Origin of the sequence: Bacillus sp. MM09(2025) (genome assembly GCF_050496725.1) — a bacterium.
GTDB lineage: Bacteria > Bacillota > Bacilli > Bacillales > Bacillaceae > Bacillus > Bacillus pumilus.
Genome location: NZ_JBNWEN010000001.1, coordinates 695218 through 717233, shown reverse-complemented (window position 1 = coordinate 717233; position 22016 = coordinate 695218). Strand labels below are relative to the sequence as shown.

Genomic DNA, 22016 nt, shown 5'->3' with positions numbered 1-22016 from the left:
AGTCTTATTGGATGAAATCATGAAAGGCGGAGATTTATCTATGAAGAAAAAAGTAGTAACCGGCCTCACAGTTTCAGCGATCGCTGGCTCAGCTGTGTTTGCTGCACCGGCAGAAGCACAGACGATCAAGGTGAAAAGCGGTGACTCACTTTGGAAGATTGCCGAACAGTACAATACAAGTATTTCGGAGCTGCAATCTCTTAATCAACTAAAAACGACGATGATTTTTGCAGGACAAAGCTTGAAAATTCCTGCCGCAAAAAGCACAAAATCCAGCTCTTCAACAGGTTCAAAAGCAACAAAATCAAATGCTTCAACGACATCAAGCTACACTGTAAAGCTTGGAGATTCTTTATGGCTCATTGCAAACAATCATAAAATGTCAGTTGCAAGTTTAAAGAGTCTAAACAGCTTAAACAGTGACTTGATTCGTCCTGGACAAAAGCTAAAGGTATCTGGAAGCACGAAGACAAGCGGGAGCCAGTCATCAAACTCCTCTTCAAATTCCAGCTCAAACAATAAGACAACGAACTCAAATAGTTCATCTTCATCAAGTACATACAAGGTCAAATTAGGGGATTCTCTCTGGAAAATTGCGAATTCGCTCAATACGACGATTGGTGAAATCAAAACATTGAATGGGCTAAAATCTGATACGATTTATCCGAATCAAGTATTGAAAGTAAAAGGGACGGTTGCATCAAAACCAAGTCAGCCCCAAGCACCTGCAAAACCAAGCAACCCGTCTTCAAACGGTAACCAGTCTTCAAGCGGGAAAGCGACATCTTATACCGTAAAATCAGGCGATTCTTTATGGAAGATTGCGAATCAATTTAAAGTGCAAGTTCAATCCATCCGTACAGCTAACAGCTTAAAAAGCGATGTGCTTAGAATTGGACAAGTTCTCAAAATTAATGGTGCAGCTTCAGGCTCAACTGGATCGAATGGTTCTACGTCTAACGGCTCGACAACTCCAGTGAACAATAACAAAAACGATGTGCCGATGAATGCAAAAATCACGACGATGATCCAAGAAGGCAAAAAACTGACAGGCATTCCTTACAGATGGGGCGGCAATACACCATCTGGATTTGACTGCAGCGGCTTTGTTTATTATCTCATTAACAAGGTTTCATCTGTATCGAGATTAAGCACAGCAGGCTACTGGAGTATGATGACACCTGTGAGCACACCTCAAGTTGGCGATTTTGTTTATTTCACAACGTACAAAGCGGGTCCATCTCATATGGGACTATATCTTGGCGGAGGAGATTTCCTTCATGCAAGTGACAGCGGTGTGGGGATCTCGAACTTGAGCAACCCATATTGGAAAAAAGCCTATTTAGGTGCAAAACGTTTCTTCTAAAAAAAGCCGATTTTCGGCTTTTTTTGTTTGCCTATTGATCAGGTTGTCCATACTGATATCAAAAGGGGGCAATCATATGAAAAAGTCAGTGTGGTTGATCATGATGAGTCTGGTCTTTGTTGCAACAGCTTGTCATGCACCGCCGAAAAAAGAAACGACAGAAGAAACCATTGAAGTTGCAGCACCTAAACAAGCACTAGTTACCACGTCACTCATCAATGAAAACGGGCAAAAAATAGGGAGCATCGAAGTAAGAGAATCCTCAGAAAACGGGCTGGATTTACATGTGAAAGCGAAAAACCTGCCGCCAGGTCCTCATGGCTTCCATATTCACGAAACTGGAAGATGTGAAGCGCCAGATTTTGAAACGGCAGGGGCTCACTTTAATCCAACACACCGGGAGCATGGCTTTGACAACCCAAAGGGTCATCATGCTGGAGATATGCCTAATTTAGAAGTTGGGGCAGATGGACAGATTGATGTTGTCGTAAATGTACCAGATGTGACGTTAAAGGGAGGACCAACCCAATTAATTGATCAAAATGGGCGGAGCTTTATCATTCATGCAGAAGCAGATGATTACTTAAGCAACCCTTCTGGAAACTCAGGGAAACGCATCGCCTGCGGAGCAATCACAAAAGAAATGGTAAAATAACAGATGTCTAGCCTTTATGTATTGAGTGCATAAAGGTTTTTTTAGTATACTTGGTGAGGAAAATGATCGAAGAGAGGAATTAATCATACATGTTTAACGAACAATCACTCCCAGAAGAAATTCAAGCAATGATTGAAGCAAAAGCAAAAGGACTAGAAGAAGAATTCCGTCCGCTTATTGGAACAGGCGGCTATGAATCACAGGACACGACTATCATACAAGATGCGATGATTGCACTAGCACTCGGCAAAAACGTTCTTTTAAAAGGGCCGACCGGTTCAGGTAAAACAAAACTAGCAGAAACTTTATCTGCTTTCTTTCAGCAGCCGATGCATAGTGTGAACTGCTCAGTTGATCTTGATGCAGAAAGCTTGATTGGCTATAAAACCATTCACAATGATGGTCAAGTTGCTTCTATTGAATTTATTGAAGGACCTGTAACGAAAGCAATGAAAAAAGGCCATCTTTTATATATTGATGAAATCAACATGGCGAAGCCAGAAACTCTGCCTATTTTAAACGGTGTACTCGACTACAGAAAAATGATGACAAATCCATTTACAGGCGAGGTCGTTCGAGCAGATGAAGGCTTTGGCGTGATTGCGGCTATCAATGAAGGCTATGTCGGTACAGTGCCTCTAAATGAAGCGTTAAAAAACCGTTTTGTTGTCATTGACGTTCCATATATCGGCGGCGGCATCTTAAAGGATGTACTGCAATCTCAATCTGTATTAAAGGATGAACGATTAATCGATCAATTCGTGCAGCTCTCATCAGACCTCATTACACAGGCGCACAACGGGCAGGTAAGTGAAGAAGCAGCATCCATTCGCGCACTCCTAGACACATGTGATCTTGCGCAATACATCCCGCCGCTTCGTGCAGTTGAACGAGGGATTGTTGAAAAGCTAGAAGATGACCGGGAAAAAGCAGCGGTAAGAAATATTGCCCAAACATTATTCGAGTGAGGTTCTGAGTTTTGAAATTCATCAAATTTAATGACAGCAGAATCGATTCATTTTTATTTATGGAATTAACGGATTTAGCCAAAACGTTAGCAAAAAGTGATGATGTCGAGCTTGAATACGGTGTGCAGTCCTACTATGATCCTTTTGAAAAGAAAATTTTCATCAGTCATTTTTGGGATGACCGCAAACAAGAAGACATGACAGCCGGACTGAAAAGTGATGTATTCCTCCGTGCAGTAGGAACCGTTTATAGTGATCTGACTGTCTTTCAGGAAATCATTCGCTATGCTCATACATTGTCCATTCCTGACCTATGTAAACAACTGTTCATGCTCTTTGAAGATATCCGGATTGAAGAGCGGATTAAACGTGACCGCCCAGGAACAAAAAAGGTATTTAAACGAAGAAGAGAACTTTACCGGCGTCATTTTAAGACGCAATTAACGATTAACCAAGAGCGGAGCATTTTAACCGATGCACTCTATTGTGCAATGTATGTGAAGCTGACAGCGGATTCGCCGCTGGAAGAAGTTCCGCCTCTTCACGAGCGGATCAACCCAATGATTCCGTTTATTGAATCAAGTCTTGAGCGTGTATATGAAGCGCGTTCAACCGGAGATATCGCAGTCATCGTCAAAGAATTAATGGAAGGCTTTGAAGAGCTTCTTGATAAAGATATGCTGAATACGTACTTTTTCTTCCCAGAATTGGACTATGAAAAAGCGGCAAAAGAACCGCTGTTTCATGACTTAAAAAGAAAACCTAAATTAAGTGAAGACATCAAAGTAGACAGGGAAAAAGAGGGCGATGAAGACATCCATCAAGAGTATATGGAAGTGTGGCACCGAGAAACAGAAGCGCCGTCAAAAAGCTTCCTTCAATTTGATTTAGAGCACGGAGGGAAAAGTGATCTCGGGAAGGATGCAGCAAGAGAAGGCGATGACGGAGATCAAGCACTTGGCACTGTCCAAGGCTCTGCCAAGCAGACTCACCGAAAAGATTATTCAAAGCTTGAAGCGCTGGAAGAGGCTGAAGGCGAAGAAAGCGGGGCGGATGCTCATGAGAATGGAAAAGAGAACAAATATGCATTTCCAGTCATGGTTTCACCAGATCCTCCCGCGCCAGAACAAATCGACGTATACAAGCAGCACGCCAAGGAGATTGAGCCTTATCAGAAACGCTTAAAACAAATGATTCAAAAAACACTTGAACACAAAAAAACATGGCCAAAAACGGACCTTCATGCAGGACGTCTGAGTAAAAAGCTCATTCGTTATTTTACAGAGTCAAATCCGCGTCTTTTCTATAAAAAACAGGCACCTTCTTCGGAGATTGATGCTGTTTTCACTTTATTAGTGGATTGTTCTGCCAGCATGTTTGACAAGATGGATGAAACGAAAAAAGGCATTGTTCTATTCCATGAAGCCTTAAAGTCAGTTCAAGTCCCACATCAAATTGTGGGTTTTTGGGAAGATACAAACGATGCATCAGAAACAAGTCAGCCGAACTATTTCAACACAGTCGTGTCGTTCAAAGATTCTTTATTTGATGCAGGTCCTTCCATTATGTCTCTTGAACCAGAAGAGGATAACCGGGACGGCTATGCGATTCGCCAAATGACAAAAATGATATTAAAACGAAGAGAAGAGCAAAAGTTTCTCATTGTTTTTTCCGACGGAGAGCCAGCTGCATTCAGCTACGAACAAAATGGGATTGTCGATACACATGAAGCAGTTCTTGAGGCGAGGAAAAAAGGCATTGAGGTAATCAATGTGTTTTTATCCAATTCACCGATCGAAGAAGCACAGATGAAAACGATTCAAGATATGTATGGCAAGTTCAGCATTTTTGTACCAGATGTCGATACATTGCCAGATGTTTTATATCCGTTACTGAAGAAATTACTGCATAAAAGCATTGGGGCATAAGGTTTTGCCCCTTTCTTCAAAATATTTTTCGGAATGATTTAAATTTTTTGTTTTTCTGTGAATTTTTTATCTTTAATTGAACAAAGAATGTAGAAAGTAATCCGAAACAGTGGTAGAATATTATTGGAAGCGTTTTATTACATAAATTTGGTCATTGTGTTCTGGAAGTTATATCGAGATAGTGTTCAATCACTTGATGATCAAAGTTGGGGGTAGTGTTCAAAATGTTTCAAAATGATGTGAAACAACCGTTGAGTTGGGAAGAATTTCATGGTCCGAACCTCGGCTATGTGCTCGAGCTCTACGATCAGTATGTCCAGGATCCTACTAGTGTTGATGAAGATCTAAGAGGCATATTTGATGAACTTGGTGCACCACCGAGTGAAATGAAGGAGGAAATTGGGAAAAAAGAAAATAGCGTAGTTACTTCTGAACAAATCCAAAAGATAGCATCAGTCGTTAAACTGGCAGAAGACATCAGAACGTATGGCCATTTAAATGCTTCCGTCAATCCTCTTCGCAAAGAAAAGGAATTACAAGAGCTGTTTCCTTTAAAGGAGTACGGTTTAACAGAAGAAGACGTCAAGAATATACCAATATCTATTATTAGTCCTGACGCACCAAAACACATTTCAAACGGCATAGAAGCCATTAACCATTTGAGAAATACGTATAAGCGTACCATTTCATTTGAGTTTGATCACGTACATGATTTCGAAGAACGCAACTGGCTCTCAAAATCAATCGAGTCTGGTGAACTATTTAAGAAAAAACCAGCCGATAAACTAGTTTCTGTATTCAAGAGATTAACAGAAGTTGAGCAGTTCGAACAGTTTCTTCATAAAACATTTGTTGGGCAAAAGCGCTTCTCGATAGAAGGATTAGACGCACTTGTCCCAGTACTTGATGAAATTATTTCAGAGTCTGTTACACAAGGGACTTCAAATATTAACATTGGAATGGCACACAGAGGCCGTTTAAATGTATTAGCACATGTGTTAGGAAAACCATATGAGATTATTTTTTCGGAATTCCAGCATGCGCCAAATAAAGAGCTTGTTCCATCAGAAGGCTCTATTGGCATCAGCTACGGGTGGACAGGTGATGTAAAGTACCATCTTGGAGCAGATCGTCAAATTAAAGACGAAGATACAAAGAGTGCGAGAGTCACGCTTGCTAATAACCCAAGTCACTTGGAATTCATTGATCCAATCATTGAAGGAAGCACACGTGCCGCTCAGGAATTACGTACTCAAAAGGGCTATCCAGTACAAGACGTTGAAAAGGCTCTAGCCATCTTAATTCATGGTGATGCGGCATTTCCTGGAGAAGGAATTGTGGCAGAAACATTAAATTTAAGTCAACTTGTAGGCTATCAAGTGGGCGGAACAATCCATATCATTGCAAACAATATGATCGGATTTACGACGGAAAGTAATGAATCTCGCTCAACGAAATATGCAAGTGACCTTGCAAAAGGGTTTGAGATTCCAATTGTTCACGTCAATGCAGATGATCCAGAAGCATGTTTAGCAGCTGTTCAATTAGCTGTAGAATATCGCAAACGCTTTAAGAAGGATTTCTTAATTGATTTGATCGGTTACCGCAGGTACGGTCATAACGAAATGGATGAGCCTTCTACGACTCAGCCGATGCTGTACGATGCCGTCAGAAAGCACAAAACGGTCAAGAATATCTTTGCAGATAAACTTGTCACAGAAGGTCTTCTAACGAAGGAGCAGCGTGAAGAAATCGAGCAGGCTGTAGCGACAAGAATAGAAGAAGCCTATCAAAAGGTGCCTTCAAAGAAAGAGCATACGATTCATGAAATTGAACTGCCAGAACCAGTATCAAATGGCTTCCCAGCAGTGGATACATCCGTAGAGTTTGATGTATTACGAAAGCTGAATGAAGAATTGATCAGCTGGCCGGACGATTTCCAAGTATTTGGTAAACTTAAACGGATCCTTGAAAAACGTGCAAAAGTGTTTACAGATGACCGTAAAGTAGAATGGTCACTTGGGGAAGCACTTGCATTTGCATCTATATTAAAAGACGGTACGCCAATTCGAATGACCGGACAGGATTCAGAGCGCGGTACTTTTGCTCAAAGAAACCTTGTTCTTCACGACAGTCAAACTGGAAATGAATTTATTGCTCTTCATGAGCTGAGTGATGCAAACGCATCATTTACAGTTCATAATAGTCCACTGTCAGAGGGCTCAGTCATCGGGTTTGAATATGGTTATAATGTCTATTCTCCTGAAACGTTAGTCATTTGGGAGGCTCAATTTGGAGACTTCGCAAATGCGGCTCAAGTGTATTTCGATCAATTTATTTCAGCTGGACGCGCAAAATGGGGACAAAAATCAGGTCTAGTGATGCTCTTGCCTCATGGATATGAAGGACAAGGTCCTGAGCATTCAAGTGGAAGAACAGAGCGATTCCTGCAATCAGCTGCTGAGAATAACTGGACAGTGGCGAACCTCACAAGTGCAGCGCAATACTTCCACATTCTTAGAAGACAGGCGAAAATGCTGCTTCGTGAAGAGATTCGTCCGCTTGTCATCATGACACCGAAGAGTCTGCTTCGTAACCCGAACACATTGTCTGAAGTCCAGGAATTAACGGATGGACAGTTCCAACCAGTTCTTGAACAGCCAGGCCTTGTGCATGATCATGAAAAAGTATCGCGCCTCGTGCTATCAAGCGGGAAGGTATCAATCGATATTAGTGATCGCTTTACTCAAATGGAAGAGCCGAAAGATTGGCTTCACATTGCGAGAGTGGAACAGCTATATCCATTCCCAGCCAAAGATATTAAAGCGATATTATCAAAACTAACAAACTTAGAAGAAATCGTATGGGCACAAGAAGAGCCACAAAATATGGGGGCTTGGGGATACATTGAGCCATATTTACGTGAAATTGCGCCTGAAAAAGTAAAAGTACGTTACATCGGCCGAAGAAGACGTTCAAGTACGGCTGAGGGTGATCCAACTGTGCATAAAAAAGAACAAGAACGAATTGTATCTGATAGCTTGACTCGCAAAAACTAAGGGGGAAATGAAAAATGGCGGAAATTAAAGTACCTGAATTAGCGGAATCGATCTCGGAAGGAACGATAGCTCAATGGCTCAAGCAGCCGGGCGATTATGTGGAGCAGGGAGAATACCTGTTAGAACTTGAAACAGATAAAGTCAATGTCGAACTGACAGCCGAAGAATCTGGTGTACTCAAAGAAGTACTGAAAGATTCTGGTGACACTGTACAAGTTGGAGAAGTCATCGGAACAATTGCAGCGGGTGAAGCTGGCGGAAGCGAGTCCGCAGCTCCAGCACCTGAGCAAGAGTCTGCACCAGCTCCGAAAGATGAACCGGCAGCTGCTCAAAAAGAAGAAGCAGTGAAAGAAGAGCCGAAATCTGGTAATGGCAGAACCATCGCTTCTCCTGCAGCTAGAAAACTAGCGAGAGAGAAGGGACTAGACTTATCTGAAATTCCAACCGTAGATCCGCTGGGCAGGGTACGAAAGCAGGATGTCGCTTCCTATCAAAAGAATGAAGCACCTGCAAGTGCACCAAAAGCCGCGCCAAAAGCAAATGCTGCGGTGCAAAATGAACAACAAGGAAAGCCAGTTGAACGTGAGAGAATGTCGCGCCGCAGACAAACGATTGCTAAACGTTTAGTTGAGGTTCAGCAAACGGCTGCAATGCTGACGACATTTAATGAAGTAGATATGACGGCTGTGATGGACTTAAGAAAACGCCGTAAAGATGCCTTCCTTGAACAAAATGATGTAAAACTTGGCTTCATGTCTTTCTTCACAAAAGCCGTTGTAGCAGCACTGAAGAAATATCCGCTGCTTAACGCAGAAATTCAAGGTGATGAGCTTGTCTTGAAGAAATTCTATGACATCGGCATCGCTGTTGCTGCTAATGAAGGACTTGTCGTACCGGTTGTTCGTGATGCAGACAGATTGTCGTTTGCAGGGATTGAAAAGGAAATTGGTCATCTTGCGAAAAAAGCTAGAGATAACAAATTGTCTCTAAATGAGCTACAAGGTGGATCATTCACGATCACAAACGGCGGAACATTCGGTTCACTGCTTTCAACACCAATTTTAAACAGTCCTCAAGTTGGAATTTTAGGGATGCACAAAATTCAGCTTCGACCTGTGGCAATTGATGAAGAACGTTTTGAGAACCGCCCGATGATGTATTTAGCTCTTTCTTACGATCACCGGATTGTCGATGGTAAAGAAGCAGTTGGATTCCTTGTCACGATTAAAAACTTACTTGAAGATCCAGAGCAGCTATTGCTTGAAGGATAATCTTTCATTTGAAAAGCTAGCACCTTAATGGGTGCTAGCTTTTTTTCTTTTCATTTTCAGCATTTCCTCTTTTTGACCAATATGTCGCAAGCCAGGAACCGGATAAATTATGCCACACACTAAAAATGGCACTTGGTACGGCTGCAAGTGGAGAGAAGTGTGCTGTTGCTAAAGCTGCACCAAGTCCAGAGTTTTGCATGCCTACTTCAATCGAGATGGCTCTTCGAGAAGGGATATCCATTTTGCACCACTTTGCAATAAGGTAACCAAATAAAAGACCAAGTCCATTATGTAAGATCACAACGGCCAATATTAGCAGCCCAGATTGAAGAATCTGTTCTTTATTTGCACTGACAACCGCTGCAATGATCACTACAATTCCGGCGACAGACACAAGCGGTAATGCTTGAACCGCATAGGTTACTTGTTTTTTGAAAAATAATTTAACGATGACGCCTAAGATAATAGGGATCAATACAACTTGTACAATTGACAAAAATAGTGCTTCCGGCGATACAGGTAGCCATGATCTTGCAAAGAGTAAAATAAAGACAGGTGTTAAAAAGGGAGCAAGAAGGGTCGATATGGTGGTGACGGCTACAGATAATGCCGTATTTCCTTTCGCCAAAAAGGTCATAACGTTCGATGCTGTACCGCCTGGGCAACAGCCTACGAGAACAACTCCTACTGCGATTTCGGACGGGAGCCTTAGCCCGTACGCTAATAAAAAGGCGAGAAGCGGCATGAGTGTGTACTGCGTCAGTACCCCGATCAGAACATAAAGAGGTTTTCGAAACAGTTCTTTGAAGTCTTCAGCGGATAATGTCAGCCCCATCCCAAACATTATGATACCGAGTAAAAAAGGAATATAAGGTCCGATTTTTGAAAATTCCGCAGGAAAGGCAAATCCAAGAAACGCAAAGACAAGAACCCAAATCGCAAAGGTCCTACCTGCAAAGTGACTAATAGTTAAAAGAATCTTCATATATTGCTTCAACTCTCTTTCTTTACATATCTTTTCTATTTTAAATGAATTTTCTGAAAAAACAACCCCATTCTTTTAGTGCTGATAATAATATTATGTAAACTATAAATACTCCATATAAGCAAATGCCTACATGGAGTAGCGTTTTAAAATGGGGTCCATTTCACTTGCTGAGCTTGCTTAAGTCGTGCTTCTGGCTCACGCCAGTCAACGACATTCCACCAGCGATCTACATATGTCGCTTTTTCATTCAGATATTGCAGATAGTAGGCGTGCTCCCATACGTCAAGAACTAGAAGAGGGATTACATCCCATTGTGATAAAAATTGATGGCGCTCTGCTTGTAAAATCTCTAATCGCTGAGATCTGGGCGCCCAAACAAGAATCGCCCAGCCAACACCTTCTACTTGTTTGGCTGCAGCAGAAAATTGAGATTTGAATGCATCATAGCTTTCAAATGATTGTTCAATAAGTCGAAGCATTTGCCCAGTTGGCTTTCGTTTGCCTGAAGGGCTCATAGAAAACCAAAAAATGCAATGTAAATAGTGTCCCGCACCATTGAAGGCAAGCTCCCGTTCCCAATGCTTGATCATTTTAAAATCATTGGTTCTTCTCGCTCTTTTTAAGGCAAGCTCAGCTTGGTTCAGACCATCAACATATGATTGATGATGCTTCTGGTGATGTAAATACATAATCTCTTTTGAAATAAACGGTTCTAGTGCATCATACCGGTAAGGGAGAGGGGGTAATTTGTGGCCGCCAGCTGCCACATCCCGAGTAGCATCTTGAGGGATGATATCTTCTGCAATACTCTCGGCTATTTCATACCACTCTCCTTCACTGGAATGTTCATCATTCATGATGAACAATAAATGTTCTGCTTTCTGACGGAGGTTGTCATCTTGAATTGCATCTTGAATGGAGCTAAGCCAATCTTTAAGCTGCATGCGATATTCTTCCTTATTCATTTTTACGCCTCATTTCCTCTAAAAATGTGGAACAAGCCATCATTGGAAAGACATATGGATAGCTATGATAGGTGATGTAAAATTGCTTTGGAAGACCAATGCCTACTGGATAGTGTAAGGCTTCACTCGAGTGCTGATGTTGAATCAAAAATGAGATGGCTTTTAAAATCGCTTTGTCATCTGGCTGCACGTATTGTAAAAGTGCCTCAGCGGCCCAAGCTGTTTGAACCACTGTTCCAAATGGAAGCGGGACGTATCTTTTAACCTCTGCACTTTTACACGATTCTCCGAAGCTGCCATCTTCTAATTGACTTGTTTTTAAAAATCGACATGCTTTTTGAACAGCAGGATGCGATGAGGGGATGCCAGCAGCCTTTAGTCCTGTTAACGCAGCCCAAGTACCATAAATATAGCAAACGCCCCATCTGCCGAACCATGATCCGTTTTTCTCTTGATGATCAAGCAGCCATTTCACACAATGATCTTTTTGCTTTTGCATGAGTGGTGACTTGCTGCTATCTTCAAGAGCGATAAGCTGGAGCACACGCCCTGTAATATCAGGAGTAGAAGGGTCAATGGCCGCATCCTCAGCAGATTCGAGCGGGAGATGACGAAGCAAGAAGTGATCTTGATTTTTTTCAAAAGCTGAGAAGCCGCCATCCCGGTTTTGCATGGAAAGAAGCCAATCAAATCCTCGTTTCCACTGAACGGGAGCGTAAGTTTGAGGAATGGCTTTTAATACAATCTGCGTATCATCACAATCTGGGTTATTTGTGTTCAAATCTGAAAAACCAAAGCCTCCCGGAGCCGCATGCCGGTTATGGACCGCCCAATCTGCTTTCTTCATTTGCTGCCTGTTCAGTAAGTACGTAAAAGACTTTTTGATTACTGGATCACCTTGTGCTCTGCCTGCCCGCTGAGAAGCATAACTGACAAGGGCTGTATCCCAAACAGTGGATGTAGAATTCTCAGCATATTTCATGCCCCCACAGTCAGTGACTAGCTGTTTCATCCCTTTGACTGCTTTTAAAATGAGATGATGTCCCGGAGAGTATCCAAGACTCATGAGTGCATAGACCATAAAAATACTGGCACTTAAATAGCTGTACAGCGTTCCATCTTTTTCAAGGCGGTCAAACATATACTTCTTCGCTGCCTCATACCCGAAAAAGTCGAACCGTCTGTCGAGTGCTGTATACGACCGCATGTATGCTAGAAATTGGTGAGTGGAACGTTCTTCTCTTGCCATAAACCAGTCAAAAGGATTTTTAGACATGTTTTCATCAAGATGTGCTAAGCTTGGAAACTGTTCATGTGAGGTATATCGTTTGTTGAGTGCAATCATCATTGGGACAAAATGAATTCTTGCATATGCACTAAGATGATAGAAGTGAAGCGGGAAGTATGTAGGGATGAGTAAAAATGAAAGTGGTGCATAGAAGTATGGCCAAGGGTGCATGTCATTGACGGCAAGCATCCACTTTGTCATAAAATGAACGTCCTTCAAACCGCCATTTGATCGAATAAAATGTGCTGCTTTTTCCATATGCGGCTCATCTTGTTGATACCTGCCTGACACAAGCATCCCGCAGTAGCCTTGCACAGTTGCGGTTACATGCCCCGCCTGATCATGATACAAAGAAAAAGAACCATCCTCATTTTGCTTTTCGTGAATTGCTTCTGCTAATTGATGAACCAAAGCCTGATCCGAATCGCCGACCGCCTTTAAGAGCATAATCAAAAAAGCATTTGTCATCATTGGCCCTTCAAAGCAGAAGACAAAAGCGCCATCTTCTCGTTGTCTGTGCTGCAGTTGCATGTGCAATTCATCAATATATTCGTTTACTTTCATTTTGAAATCTTGCATATTCGGCCATGCTCCTTTCCTTTATTACTATATTCAGGAGCCTGCCTGTCACATGCAATTACAAAAAAGCCGATGACATGGTCACCGGCTTTAAAGGCATCATTAGTCTTGGAGATTAATCCACACACTTTTGACCTCTGTATAGTTGTTAAGGGCGTATGATCCCATTTCTCTGCCAAGACCTGATTGCTTGTATCCTCCAAACGGGGAGGCAGCATCAAAGACGTTATAGCAGTTGACCCAAATTGTGCCTGCTTCAAGACGTGCAGCAATATCATGGGCATGTTTTAAGTTTTCTGTCCAAAGTCCTGCTGCTAATCCATAGTCAGACTGGTTGGCTCTTTCGACCACTTCTTCAATGGAATCGTAAGGAATTGCAGATAGGACAGGTCCAAAGATTTCTTCTTTTGCGATGGTCATGTCATCTTCTACATCTTTAAAAACAGTAGGGGAGACAAAATAACCAGCCTCATAAGGGCAATCGCCACCGACAACGGCTGTTGCACCTTCTGATTTACCTTTTTCAATATAGCCTAACACGCGCTCATGCTGTTCTTTACTGACAAGAGGTCCGATTTGCGTATCTTGATGAAGGCCAGCTCCTTGTTTGAGGGATGTCGCATATTCAGCCATTTGATCGACAACCTCATCATATTGGCTCCGGTGAACGAAAACCCTAGAACCTGCACAGCATACCTGACCTTGGTTAAACATAACTCCATTTAAAGCACCTGGAATGGCTTTCTTTAAATCGGCATCTGGCAAAATAATGTTTGGTGATTTTCCGCCTAGTTCTAATGTGACTCTCTTAATGGATTTGGCTGCTTTCTCCATGATGAGTTTCCCAACACTTGTTGACCCCGTGAAGGCAAGCTTATTTACATCAGGGTGATCAGTTAAGGCGTTCCCAGCTGTTTCACCGAATCCAGGAACGATGTTAATCACACCTTCTGGGAAGCCGGCTTTATCTACTAATTCAGCTAAATAAAGCGCAGAGAGGGGTGTTTGTTCTGCTGGTTTTAACACGATGGTGCAGCCAGTCGCAAGTGCAGCACCCATTTTCCACATGGCCATAAGCAGCGGGAAGTTCCAAGGAATGATTTGTCCTACAACGCCAACAGGCTCATGACGGGTATAATTAAAATATCCTTGGCTGACAGGAATGGTTTGTCCGCTTATTTTGGTTGTCCAGCCCGCATAATAGCGCATATGCTCGATTGCGAGAGGGATGTCTGCATTGGTTGTTTCATTAATTGGCTTTCCGTTATCTAAAGTTTCGAGCTGAGCGAGCTCTTCTTGGTTTTCTTCCATTAAATCGGCAAGCTTAAACATGAGGCGGGCGCGTTCTGCGGCAGACATGGAGCGCCAAGGACCATGAAAGGCTTTTTTGGCTGCTTTTACTGCCTCATCAATGTCTTTTGCACCTGCTTCATATACATCAATAAGGGTTTCACCTGTGGCTGGGTTAGGAGTTGAAAAGGTTTTGTTATCGTGACTTGTGACAAACTGACCATTAATGTAGAGTTTTTTCGTCCCTTGGAGAAAAGATTCGAGTTTTGAACTAATTTGAAGTGTTGTAGAGCTCATAAATAAACAAACCTCCTTAAAGATATGGGTTGTTCTGCGAGTTCTAGGTGAAAAAGCGGATTTGAGTAAATGATCTAGTATACGCACATGGATGTAAACGTATACATTCATCATATTACACCACATGTTTGAAAGCAATCCATAACACTCATTGCATTTCATGAAAAATTGGCTACAATAAATGTATAGATGAAAAAAGGAGTTTTTAAATCATGATCCATCAAAACTGGCAAACAGCTCAAACGTTAAAACAAGTAAAATGTATACATACGAATGCGAAAAAATATATGGTCGACCGTGCACTAACGGCTGGAATCACATATGAAGTGAAAAATGAAACAGAAGAATTCCTGTTTGTCGTTGATAATACAGGTAAAGTAGGCGGGTATTATAAAGAGTATTTCGAAGCCATTTCTGCTGAATGATTTTGGTGATCATCACTCATACTAAGAAAAACAGTAAAGGGTGATGATGATGAAAAAGAAGCAAACAGATGAGCAGAATCAACAAAATGCTTGGCATGATAACGAAGATGCTGATATGGCAATTACGCTTGAGCAGATTTCCGATGTATATGCCGAGGGAACCATTGAAACACCAAAAGACGAATAGTCATTTTAAACAGTGATTTGAAAAAATCACTGTTTTTTTTTGGTCACAATTCAACCATTTTTCTCAAAAAGAACTGAAACTTTTTTCCTGCTTTAACTGTCTAAATAAGTAGAGGAAAGAGCATCGAATCAAAAAGAAAAAGTTAAATGAAATTTAATCTATTCGTAATGGAATAACGACCATTTATAGCGTATTCTATAAGTGAGAACAAAACGTATCCACAGAGCGTGTGGCCGTTTTTTCATAAAGGAATTTGATGGAGGAAGAGGGGGTTTACGTGGGTATTTTTTCTGTCAGTAAACAAAATGATAAGAAATTCGAATCCTTACTAATTGAAGGGGAGAGAATTGAAGCTGTTTACAGACTGCGTCACGACCAAATTTGTTTCACCAATAAACGACTGATCTTTGGCGATAACCGCGTATTTTCTAAGAAGAAAGTCAGGGTCTCCTTGCCGTATCGATCAATTGAAAGTTTTGCCATTCAAGAAGCTGGCGTGTTTGATCAGGACACAGGTATGCTGCTTGTCACAAGCTCAAAAGTATTTGAACTCGATTTTTCGAAAGAGACGGATTTGAGTGATGTGCAAGCCATTTTGACAAAACATCTTTGCTGATCAACCTTGCGATTACATAGATCACATGCACTTTTCTCATTCTTCGTATTTATTTTCATAGATCGCACATTTCCTGTACCCTTCCCCATATTTTCTGGGAAGGGCTTTTTTGTTTAGGTGTTTGAATGATAGCAAAAAAGGATAAAGATGAAACAGATACAGAAAGGAGAATGAACAATGAAAGTATTAGTTGCAGGAGCAAATGGACATACAGGTAGACTCGTTATTCGTTATTTAAAAGAAAAAGGACATGAGCCGCTTGCTCTCATTCGAGATGAAAACAAGCGGATGCGCTAAAAGAACTTGGTGCAGCGCCTGTCATCGGTGATCTTGAACAGGATGTGACAGATGCTGTGAAACAAGCAGATGCTGTCATTTTTGCAGCTGGTTCAGGCTCAAAAACAGGTGCAGATAAGACGATTGCAGTGGATCAAGAAGGAGCAAAACGTCTTGTTGACACAGCGAAAAAAGAAAATATTCAGCATTTTGTGATGCTGAGTTCCTATAATGCCGATGATCCAAACCAGGGAAAAGGGCAAGGAAGTATGGAAATTTATTATGAGGCAAAAAGAAAAGCAGATGAACACTTAAAACAGTCTGGGCTTTCCTATACCATTGTCCGTCCAGGTGCCTTGCTGCATGAGGAAAAGACAGGAAAGATCGAAGCTGCAGAGCATATTCCAGATGATCAAAACATTGAGATTTCAAGAGAGGACGTAGCCGCTGTACTTGTGGAAAGCTTAACAGAATCCAATGTGAAAAATAAATCCTTTGACTTAATTAAAGGGGATAAGCCAGTAGAAGAAGCACTTCGCATCCTGTAAGAGAAGAAAGGCTGCTGCCAATCAGGTAGCGGCTTTTTTGATGTTTTCATTTCGTTAGCATCGGGAAGGTAATAAGAAAGGAGTGATTGACCGTGGGCTTAACGAAAGAACAAAAAGTTGATTTATACGAAAGATTGAATCAATTAAAGGAAGATGTAAAAGGGTCAAAAAAGAAAGAAGAATCTATGCTAAGTGAATCGAGCGAGATTTCAAATGGTGTTGGGAACCATATCGCTGATCATGGGAGCATCTATTTAGACCGCATGACCGAACAAACGCTGGACCAAGTTGATGGCCAGCTTGAAGCTGAAATTGATGCAGCACTGAAACGAATGGAAGACGGAACATATGGGATTTGTGAGAAAACAGGGAAAGACATTCCATATGAACGTTTAAAAGCAGTTCCCTATACACGTTATTCAATCGATGCGAAGAAAAACGAAGAAACCACTCAAGATCCAAACGAGTTTGATCGTAATTTCTCTGATCAAATGCGTGATTTAACAAATAGACAAACAATGGATCAGATGCATTCAGATACGTATGAACGATTAGAGGAAGAGCAGGATGTTGACATAGACGAAGAAAAATAGGATAATTAGTGAACTTTACATTTTTTCAGAATAATTTTTTCTTATATGTACAAGGACAAATCTCTTGTATACACGAGTCTTTCATAGAAAAAAGATCTCTTGAAATTTAATAAACTTTCGTGTAATATAGTTTAAAGGCTGCGATGCGCGTAATGTTAATTAAGTTTTAACCTTTAAGCTGTAATAGGGAGTTTTATATTGAAGCCGGAATGTCATGCCTCCTTAGAGAGGAAGACAGGAACGTTTCTGCAAACACCCACTTTGAGGAGTGGTGGTTTAAAACTTTCTTACTTAGATTACGGCATCCGCAGCTTTTCCTAGGATGATTCAAGCCATTTTCCATTTCGGAAAATGGCTTTTTATTTTGTGAAAAGACGAAATTAGACTGATCGCCTGTAAAGGCAAGAATCTGTGTTAAAATGGACAAAACAAATGACGGAGAGGGAATTGGATGTTAGAACAAGCAGAAGCACTCCTGAAACAATATTATGGCTTTGATGCCTTTAGAAAAGGACAGAAACAAGCCATTGAAGCAATTGTAAATAAACAAAAGGATACTGTCTGCATTATGCCGACAGGCGGAGGGAAGTCAGTTTGCTATCAGATTCCTGCACTAATGATGGAAGGTACAACGATCGTCGTATCTCCGCTTATTTCATTAATGAAGGATCAGGTTGATGCGTTAAATGAGATGGGCATACGTTCTTCCTTTTTAAACAGCACCCTGTCCGCAGCTGAAATGAATGAAAGGCTGAAAAAATGCGAAAATGGGGAATATGAACTGCTTTATATCACACCTGAACGCTTACAAAATGAACGTTTTTTTCAGCTACTAGATCGGTTAACGATTCCTTTAATTGCGATTGATGAAGCGCACTGTATATCTGAGTGGGGACATGATTTTAGGCCAAGTTATCGCTTCATTCAAGAATGCTTGAACAAGCTGTCAAAAAGACCGGTGATTGTCGCATTAACAGCTACAGCTACGAAAAAGGTCCATCAAGATATATGTGAACAGCTTGGTATAAACGGAGAAGAAACCATCTTTACTGGGTTTGCTAGAGAAAATTTGTCCTTTCAAGTGATCAAAGGAGAAAACAGTGAACGTTTTATCACACAATATATGAAGAAAAACAGTCTTGAGTCTGGCATTATTTATACCGCCACTCGTAAAGAAGCGGATAATATTTATCATCGTCTAAAAAAACAAAAGATCAAAGTTGGCGTTTATCATGGGGGATTGGATGATCATACGAGAGAAGAGCAGCAAAACCTCTTTTTAAATGATGACATCCAGGTGATGGTCGCAACATCAGCATTTGGCATGGGAATCAATAAGTCGAATGTGCGTTTTGTGATCCATCATCAAATTCCTAGGGATATTGAAAGCTACTATCAAGAAGCTGGCCGTGCCGGCAGAGATGGGCTTGAAAGTGAATGCATCTTACTGTTTTCACCTCAAGGTGTAAGAGTGCAGCGCTTTCTCATTGAGCAGTCAATAGAAGATGAGACGCGCTACCAGCATGAGCTGCTTAAATTAAGGCAAATGGTGGATTACTGTCATACTGAGCAATGTTTGCAGCAATTTGTGATGGACTATTTTGATCAAACAGCTAGTTCGCCTTGCGGTAAATGCAGCAACTGCCTTGATGAAAGAGAGCGTGAAGAGGTCACAAGAGAAGCACAGATGGTGTTATCTTGTACAGTGAGAATGAATGAGCGATTCGGTAAAATGATGATCGCCCAAGTACTGGCAGGCTCTAAAAACAAAAAAGTGCTAGAGCTAGGTTTTGACCGTCTCCCTACATATGCTTTAATGAAACAACATTCGACTCAGCAAATCAGTGACTTCATTGAATTTTTAATTACAGAAGAGTATTTGCACATGTCTGAAGGTACTTATCCAACACTCAAGGTGACCCATAAAGGGAAGAAAGTGCTAGTTGGACAAGAGGCAGTGTATAAAAAGCAGGCGATCAAAGCAGAAGCCATTCAAGAAAATGATGCATTATTTGAGCAATTGAGATCACTGAGAATGAAGCTAGCTAGAGAGCAAGGTGTCCCGCCGTTTGTTGTTTTTTCTGATCAAACATTGAAGGAAATGTCAGCGGTAGAGCCTCAAACAGATGAAGAATTACTCCAAATTAAGGGGATTGGCGCTCAAAAAAGAGAGAAATACGGAGATGTTTTTTTAGAAGAAATTCGTTTATTTATAGAAAAAGAGAAAAAATAAAAGGTTTGAAGAAGAAAAATAAATTTTTTTCGCTGCACTTGGACACGTTTTCATCAGGCTGTTTTTGATCCTTTTAAAACCTTGATATGGCGGGGAATCAAGCCATTTTGTGGTCTGATTTACCAATGGAGAGAGATGTTTCATGTAAAGGAACTGTAATCTAAAACATATCGTTTTGTTATTGAAATGACATTTACATATGTTACGATAGCACTCGTTAGCCGCCATAAAAAGCTAACAAGGGAGGATTTACTTTATGAAGAAGACTATTATGTCCTTGGTTGCTGTTGCAGCAATCTCAACAACAGCATTAGGAGCACAGCAAGCTTCTGCAAAGGAAATCACTGTACAGAAAGGTGATACACTTTGGGGAATCTCTCAAAAAAATGATGTGTCTCTAAAGGACCTAAAGGGTTGGAACAATTTATCTACAGACATGATCTATGTAGGAGATAAATTGACAATCTCTTCAAAAGAGAAAACTCAGGAGCAGTACAAAGTCCAGAAGGGGGACAGCCTCTGGAAAATCGCTCAAAAATTCAATGTGTCAATTAGCGATATTAAGTCTTGGAATAACTTAAACTCAGATATAATTATGATTGGTTCAACATTAAGTGTTGCTGGTCAAAGCTCAGCTCCGGTAAGCTCAGAACCTGTTCAAAAACAGGCACCTGTCCAAAAAGAGCAAACAACGAAAAAAGCTGCTCCTAAAAAGGAAACAGCTAAAGCAGAATCATCTTCTGCTAGTCAAAGTGTACAAAAAGAAATGACTGTAACGGCTACGGCCTATACAGCAAATGATGGTGGCATCTCAGGTATCACTGCAACAGGGGTAAACTTAAACAAAAACCCAAATGCAAAAGTGATTGCAGTAGATCCTAACGTCATTCCATTAGGAAGTAAGGTTTATGTTGAAGGCTACGGTGAAGCCATCGCAGCAGATACTGGCGGCGCAATTAAAGGTAATAAAATTGATGTACATGTACCAAGCAAATCCCAAGCGAAAAATTGGGGCGTAAAATCAGTTAAAGTTAAAGTACTTAACTAGTAGTCTATTGTTTTTTGGAAGAAAGCATCAGGTGGCGGCCTGATGCTTTTATTATACCTTTTTTTGGTCAGAAATACACATATTTTTCTGAAAAATTCGCATTTTCGACAAAAACCAGCGTATAAGCCCATACAACGCTGGTTTTTGTGTCGTTAGCTGTCAACCCAATAAATTTCTCCGCTTTGTTCTTTCCAATTGATCTGGACATCAAATTGATGCTTTTCATAAAAATGAATTAAGCGGTCCACGTGATCCCAGTCTCTTTTGACGAGGTCGCCAGTAATCACTGGGATGTTCTGCTCTCTTGCAATTTCTTTTAAATGCTTCATGCAGATAGAGCCGTACCCATTATCTGGCGGGCCTTTAATATCGGCAATATGAATCTTTCCTTCTTCAGGATATTCCGCAATTAAGGAAAAATCAGATTGTCCGCGAAAAGCTTTTTCACAATCGCTGAGCATTATTTTACATGTATCTGCACTTTCAATGGCAGAGACGATCAGCCACTCATCTTCTTTCGCTTGATCGATGCCAATGATTTTTGCTTTTTTCGAAATATCTTTCATATTTTCTTGCATTCGATACATTTGGAACTGCAATTGCTGTAATTCTTGCTCTAATGTCTTCACATCTTTGGCTGTTTCTTGTAAGATTGACAAGTCCATTACTCCTTTCCTATCAGAAATGATAAAAATCACATAAATTCCAATTTTAAAGGAAGTGGATGGATCTTTCAAGCCGTTAAAACACCTGTAACCTGCAAGTTTGTCTAAAATTCGACGAAGACAGCGAATTCATTGACTTTATAGAGAAATTTAAATAACATACTCTTAGTCGGAACTAATAAAGAGAGGTTTTCAAACATGAAAGAACAGAATCAAAAACCGAAAAATTTCACTGGTATTGTGATCATTTTAACAATTGCCATAAACGGATTAATCGCTTTATTATTTTTAATGCCAAAATCAGATAAATTTAGTCATCTGGATATTACATTTTTGCCGTTACTTAATGCCGTGATGAACAGCTTTACGTTTATCTTTTTACTTTCAGCACTTATCATGATTAAACAAAAGAACATTAAAGCGCATAGACGATTTATCTTTGCTGCATTTTCAACGACACTTGTCTTTTTAATTTCGTATGTCACCTATCATTCAATGGCAGCTGATACTCATTTCGGAGGAGAAGGGATCATCCGCCCGATTTACTTCTTTATTTTAATCACACATATCGTCTTATCAGCAGTCATTGTACCGCTTGCCTTGATTACGCTGTTTAGAGGCGCACAGATGCAAGTCGAGCGCCACCGTAAAATTGCTCGCTGGACAATGCCTCTATGGCTTTATGTCAGTCTCACTGGCGTCATTGTGTATATGATGATTTCTCCATACTACAGCTAACGTATGTCCAACTGGACATACGTTCTTTTATTT

Annotated in this window: 18 protein-coding genes, 1 other RNA gene and 1 pseudogene; 15 read left to right on the top strand and 5 right to left on the bottom strand. The window is 40.9% G+C overall.

Annotated features, from left to right (window positions below; all coding sequences use genetic code 11):
- Positions 1-40 precede the first annotated feature (40 nt).
- The 6 genes from ACQYAC_RS03580 to odhB all read left to right on the top strand — a co-directional run bounded on the left by ACQYAC_RS03580 (position 41) and on the right by odhB (position 9247).
- Positions 41-1366 (top strand): LysM peptidoglycan-binding domain-containing protein, encoded by a 1326-nt coding sequence (locus ACQYAC_RS03580; protein ID WP_429942735.1) that lies wholly within the window; start codon positions 41-43, stop codon positions 1364-1366.
- Between the two features lie 76 nt (positions 1367-1442).
- Positions 1443-2021 (top strand): superoxide dismutase family protein, encoded by a 579-nt coding sequence (locus tag ACQYAC_RS03575; protein ID WP_058014898.1) that lies wholly within the window; start codon positions 1443-1445, stop codon positions 2019-2021.
- Positions 2022-2110: 89 nt separating this feature from the next.
- On the top strand, positions 2111-2989 hold the full coding sequence (locus tag ACQYAC_RS03570) for an ATP-binding protein (RefSeq protein WP_306010761.1): 879 nt from the start codon (positions 2111-2113) through the stop codon (positions 2987-2989).
- 11 nt (positions 2990-3000) lie between these two features.
- Positions 3001-4917 carry a vWA domain-containing protein gene (locus ACQYAC_RS03565; RefSeq protein ID WP_429942734.1) on the top strand — a complete coding sequence of 639 codons (1917 nt, stop codon included), beginning with the start codon at positions 3001-3003 and terminating at the stop codon, positions 4915-4917.
- Positions 4918-5141: 224 nt separating this feature from the next.
- On the top strand, positions 5142-7976 hold the full coding sequence (sucA, locus tag ACQYAC_RS03560) for a 2-oxoglutarate dehydrogenase E1 component (protein WP_058014900.1): 2835 nt from the start codon (positions 5142-5144) through the stop codon (positions 7974-7976).
- A 14-nt stretch (positions 7977-7990) separates the two neighbouring features.
- Positions 7991-9247, top strand: a complete 1257-nt coding sequence (gene odhB, locus ACQYAC_RS03555; protein WP_058014901.1) for a 2-oxoglutarate dehydrogenase complex dihydrolipoyllysine-residue succinyltransferase — start codon at positions 7991-7993, stop codon at positions 9245-9247.
- Between the two features lie 34 nt (positions 9248-9281).
- On the opposite strand, the gene ACQYAC_RS03550 is transcribed toward odhB, so the two are convergent.
- The 4 genes from ACQYAC_RS03550 to ACQYAC_RS03535 form a co-directional block, all read right to left on the bottom strand.
- Positions 9282-10232, bottom strand: a complete 951-nt coding sequence (locus ACQYAC_RS03550; protein ID WP_061408216.1) for a bile acid:sodium symporter family protein — start codon at positions 10230-10232, stop codon at positions 9282-9284.
- 146 nt (positions 10233-10378) lie between these two features.
- Complete coding sequence (locus tag ACQYAC_RS03545; RefSeq protein ID WP_429942733.1) at positions 10379-11200, bottom strand: superoxide dismutase; 822 nt, start codon at positions 11198-11200, stop codon at positions 10379-10381.
- Positions 11193-13067: a terpene cyclase/mutase family protein gene (locus tag ACQYAC_RS03540; RefSeq protein WP_429942732.1), complete on the bottom strand. Its 1875-nt coding sequence runs from the start codon at positions 13065-13067 to the stop codon at positions 11193-11195. The genes ACQYAC_RS03545 and ACQYAC_RS03540 overlap by 8 nt, the downstream gene beginning before the upstream one ends.
- A 102-nt stretch (positions 13068-13169) precedes the next feature.
- The gene (locus ACQYAC_RS03535; protein ID WP_058014905.1) at positions 13170-14654 is read right to left on the bottom strand and encodes an aldehyde dehydrogenase family protein; all 1485 of its coding nucleotides are present in this window, start codon (positions 14652-14654) and stop codon (positions 13170-13172) included.
- A 212-nt stretch (positions 14655-14866) separates the two neighbouring features.
- On the opposite strand from ACQYAC_RS03535, the gene ACQYAC_RS03530 reads away from it, so the two are divergent.
- The 8 genes and pseudogenes from ACQYAC_RS03530 (at position 14867) to ACQYAC_RS03495 (ending at position 20580) form a co-directional block, all read left to right on the top strand.
- Positions 14867-15079 (top strand): DUF6501 family protein, encoded by a 213-nt coding sequence (locus ACQYAC_RS03530; protein WP_429942731.1) that lies wholly within the window; start codon positions 14867-14869, stop codon positions 15077-15079.
- Between the two features lie 49 nt (positions 15080-15128).
- Positions 15129-15266 (top strand): DUF4025 domain-containing protein, encoded by a 138-nt coding sequence (locus ACQYAC_RS03525; protein ID WP_223250615.1) that lies wholly within the window; start codon positions 15129-15131, stop codon positions 15264-15266.
- Positions 15267-15543: 277 nt separating this feature from the next.
- Positions 15544-15882 carry a PH domain-containing protein gene (locus ACQYAC_RS03520; protein WP_024422682.1) on the top strand — a complete coding sequence of 113 codons (339 nt, stop codon included), beginning with the start codon at positions 15544-15546 and terminating at the stop codon, positions 15880-15882.
- A 177-nt stretch (positions 15883-16059) separates the two neighbouring features.
- A pseudogene (locus ACQYAC_RS03515) lies at positions 16060-16706 on the top strand (SDR family oxidoreductase).
- 92 nt (positions 16707-16798) lie between these two features.
- Positions 16799-17299 (top strand): TraR/DksA family transcriptional regulator, encoded by a 501-nt coding sequence (locus tag ACQYAC_RS03510; protein ID WP_429942730.1) that lies wholly within the window; start codon positions 16799-16801, stop codon positions 17297-17299.
- A gap of 132 nt (positions 17300-17431) precedes the next feature.
- Positions 17432-17617: non-coding RNA, 6S RNA (gene ssrS, locus ACQYAC_RS03505), on the top strand.
- Between the two features lie 133 nt (positions 17618-17750).
- Positions 17751-19532, top strand: a complete 1782-nt coding sequence (gene recQ, locus ACQYAC_RS03500; protein WP_144462892.1) for a DNA helicase RecQ — start codon at positions 17751-17753, stop codon at positions 19530-19532.
- Positions 19533-19788: 256 nt separating this feature from the next.
- Complete coding sequence (locus tag ACQYAC_RS03495; RefSeq protein ID WP_007500712.1) at positions 19789-20580, top strand: LysM peptidoglycan-binding and 3D domain-containing protein; 792 nt, start codon at positions 19789-19791, stop codon at positions 20578-20580.
- A gap of 152 nt (positions 20581-20732) precedes the next feature.
- On the opposite strand, the gene ACQYAC_RS03490 is transcribed toward ACQYAC_RS03495, so the two are convergent.
- On the bottom strand, positions 20733-21245 hold the full coding sequence (locus ACQYAC_RS03490) for a hypothetical protein (protein ID WP_257474632.1): 513 nt from the start codon (positions 21243-21245) through the stop codon (positions 20733-20735).
- 198 nt (positions 21246-21443) lie between these two features.
- Here ACQYAC_RS03490 and ACQYAC_RS03485 point away from each other — a divergent pair, with 198 nt between their 5' ends.
- Entirely contained in the window at positions 21444-21983 is a 540-nt protein-coding gene (locus ACQYAC_RS03485) for a DUF420 domain-containing protein (protein WP_012010243.1), read from the top strand.
- Positions 21984-22016 lie beyond the last annotated feature (33 nt).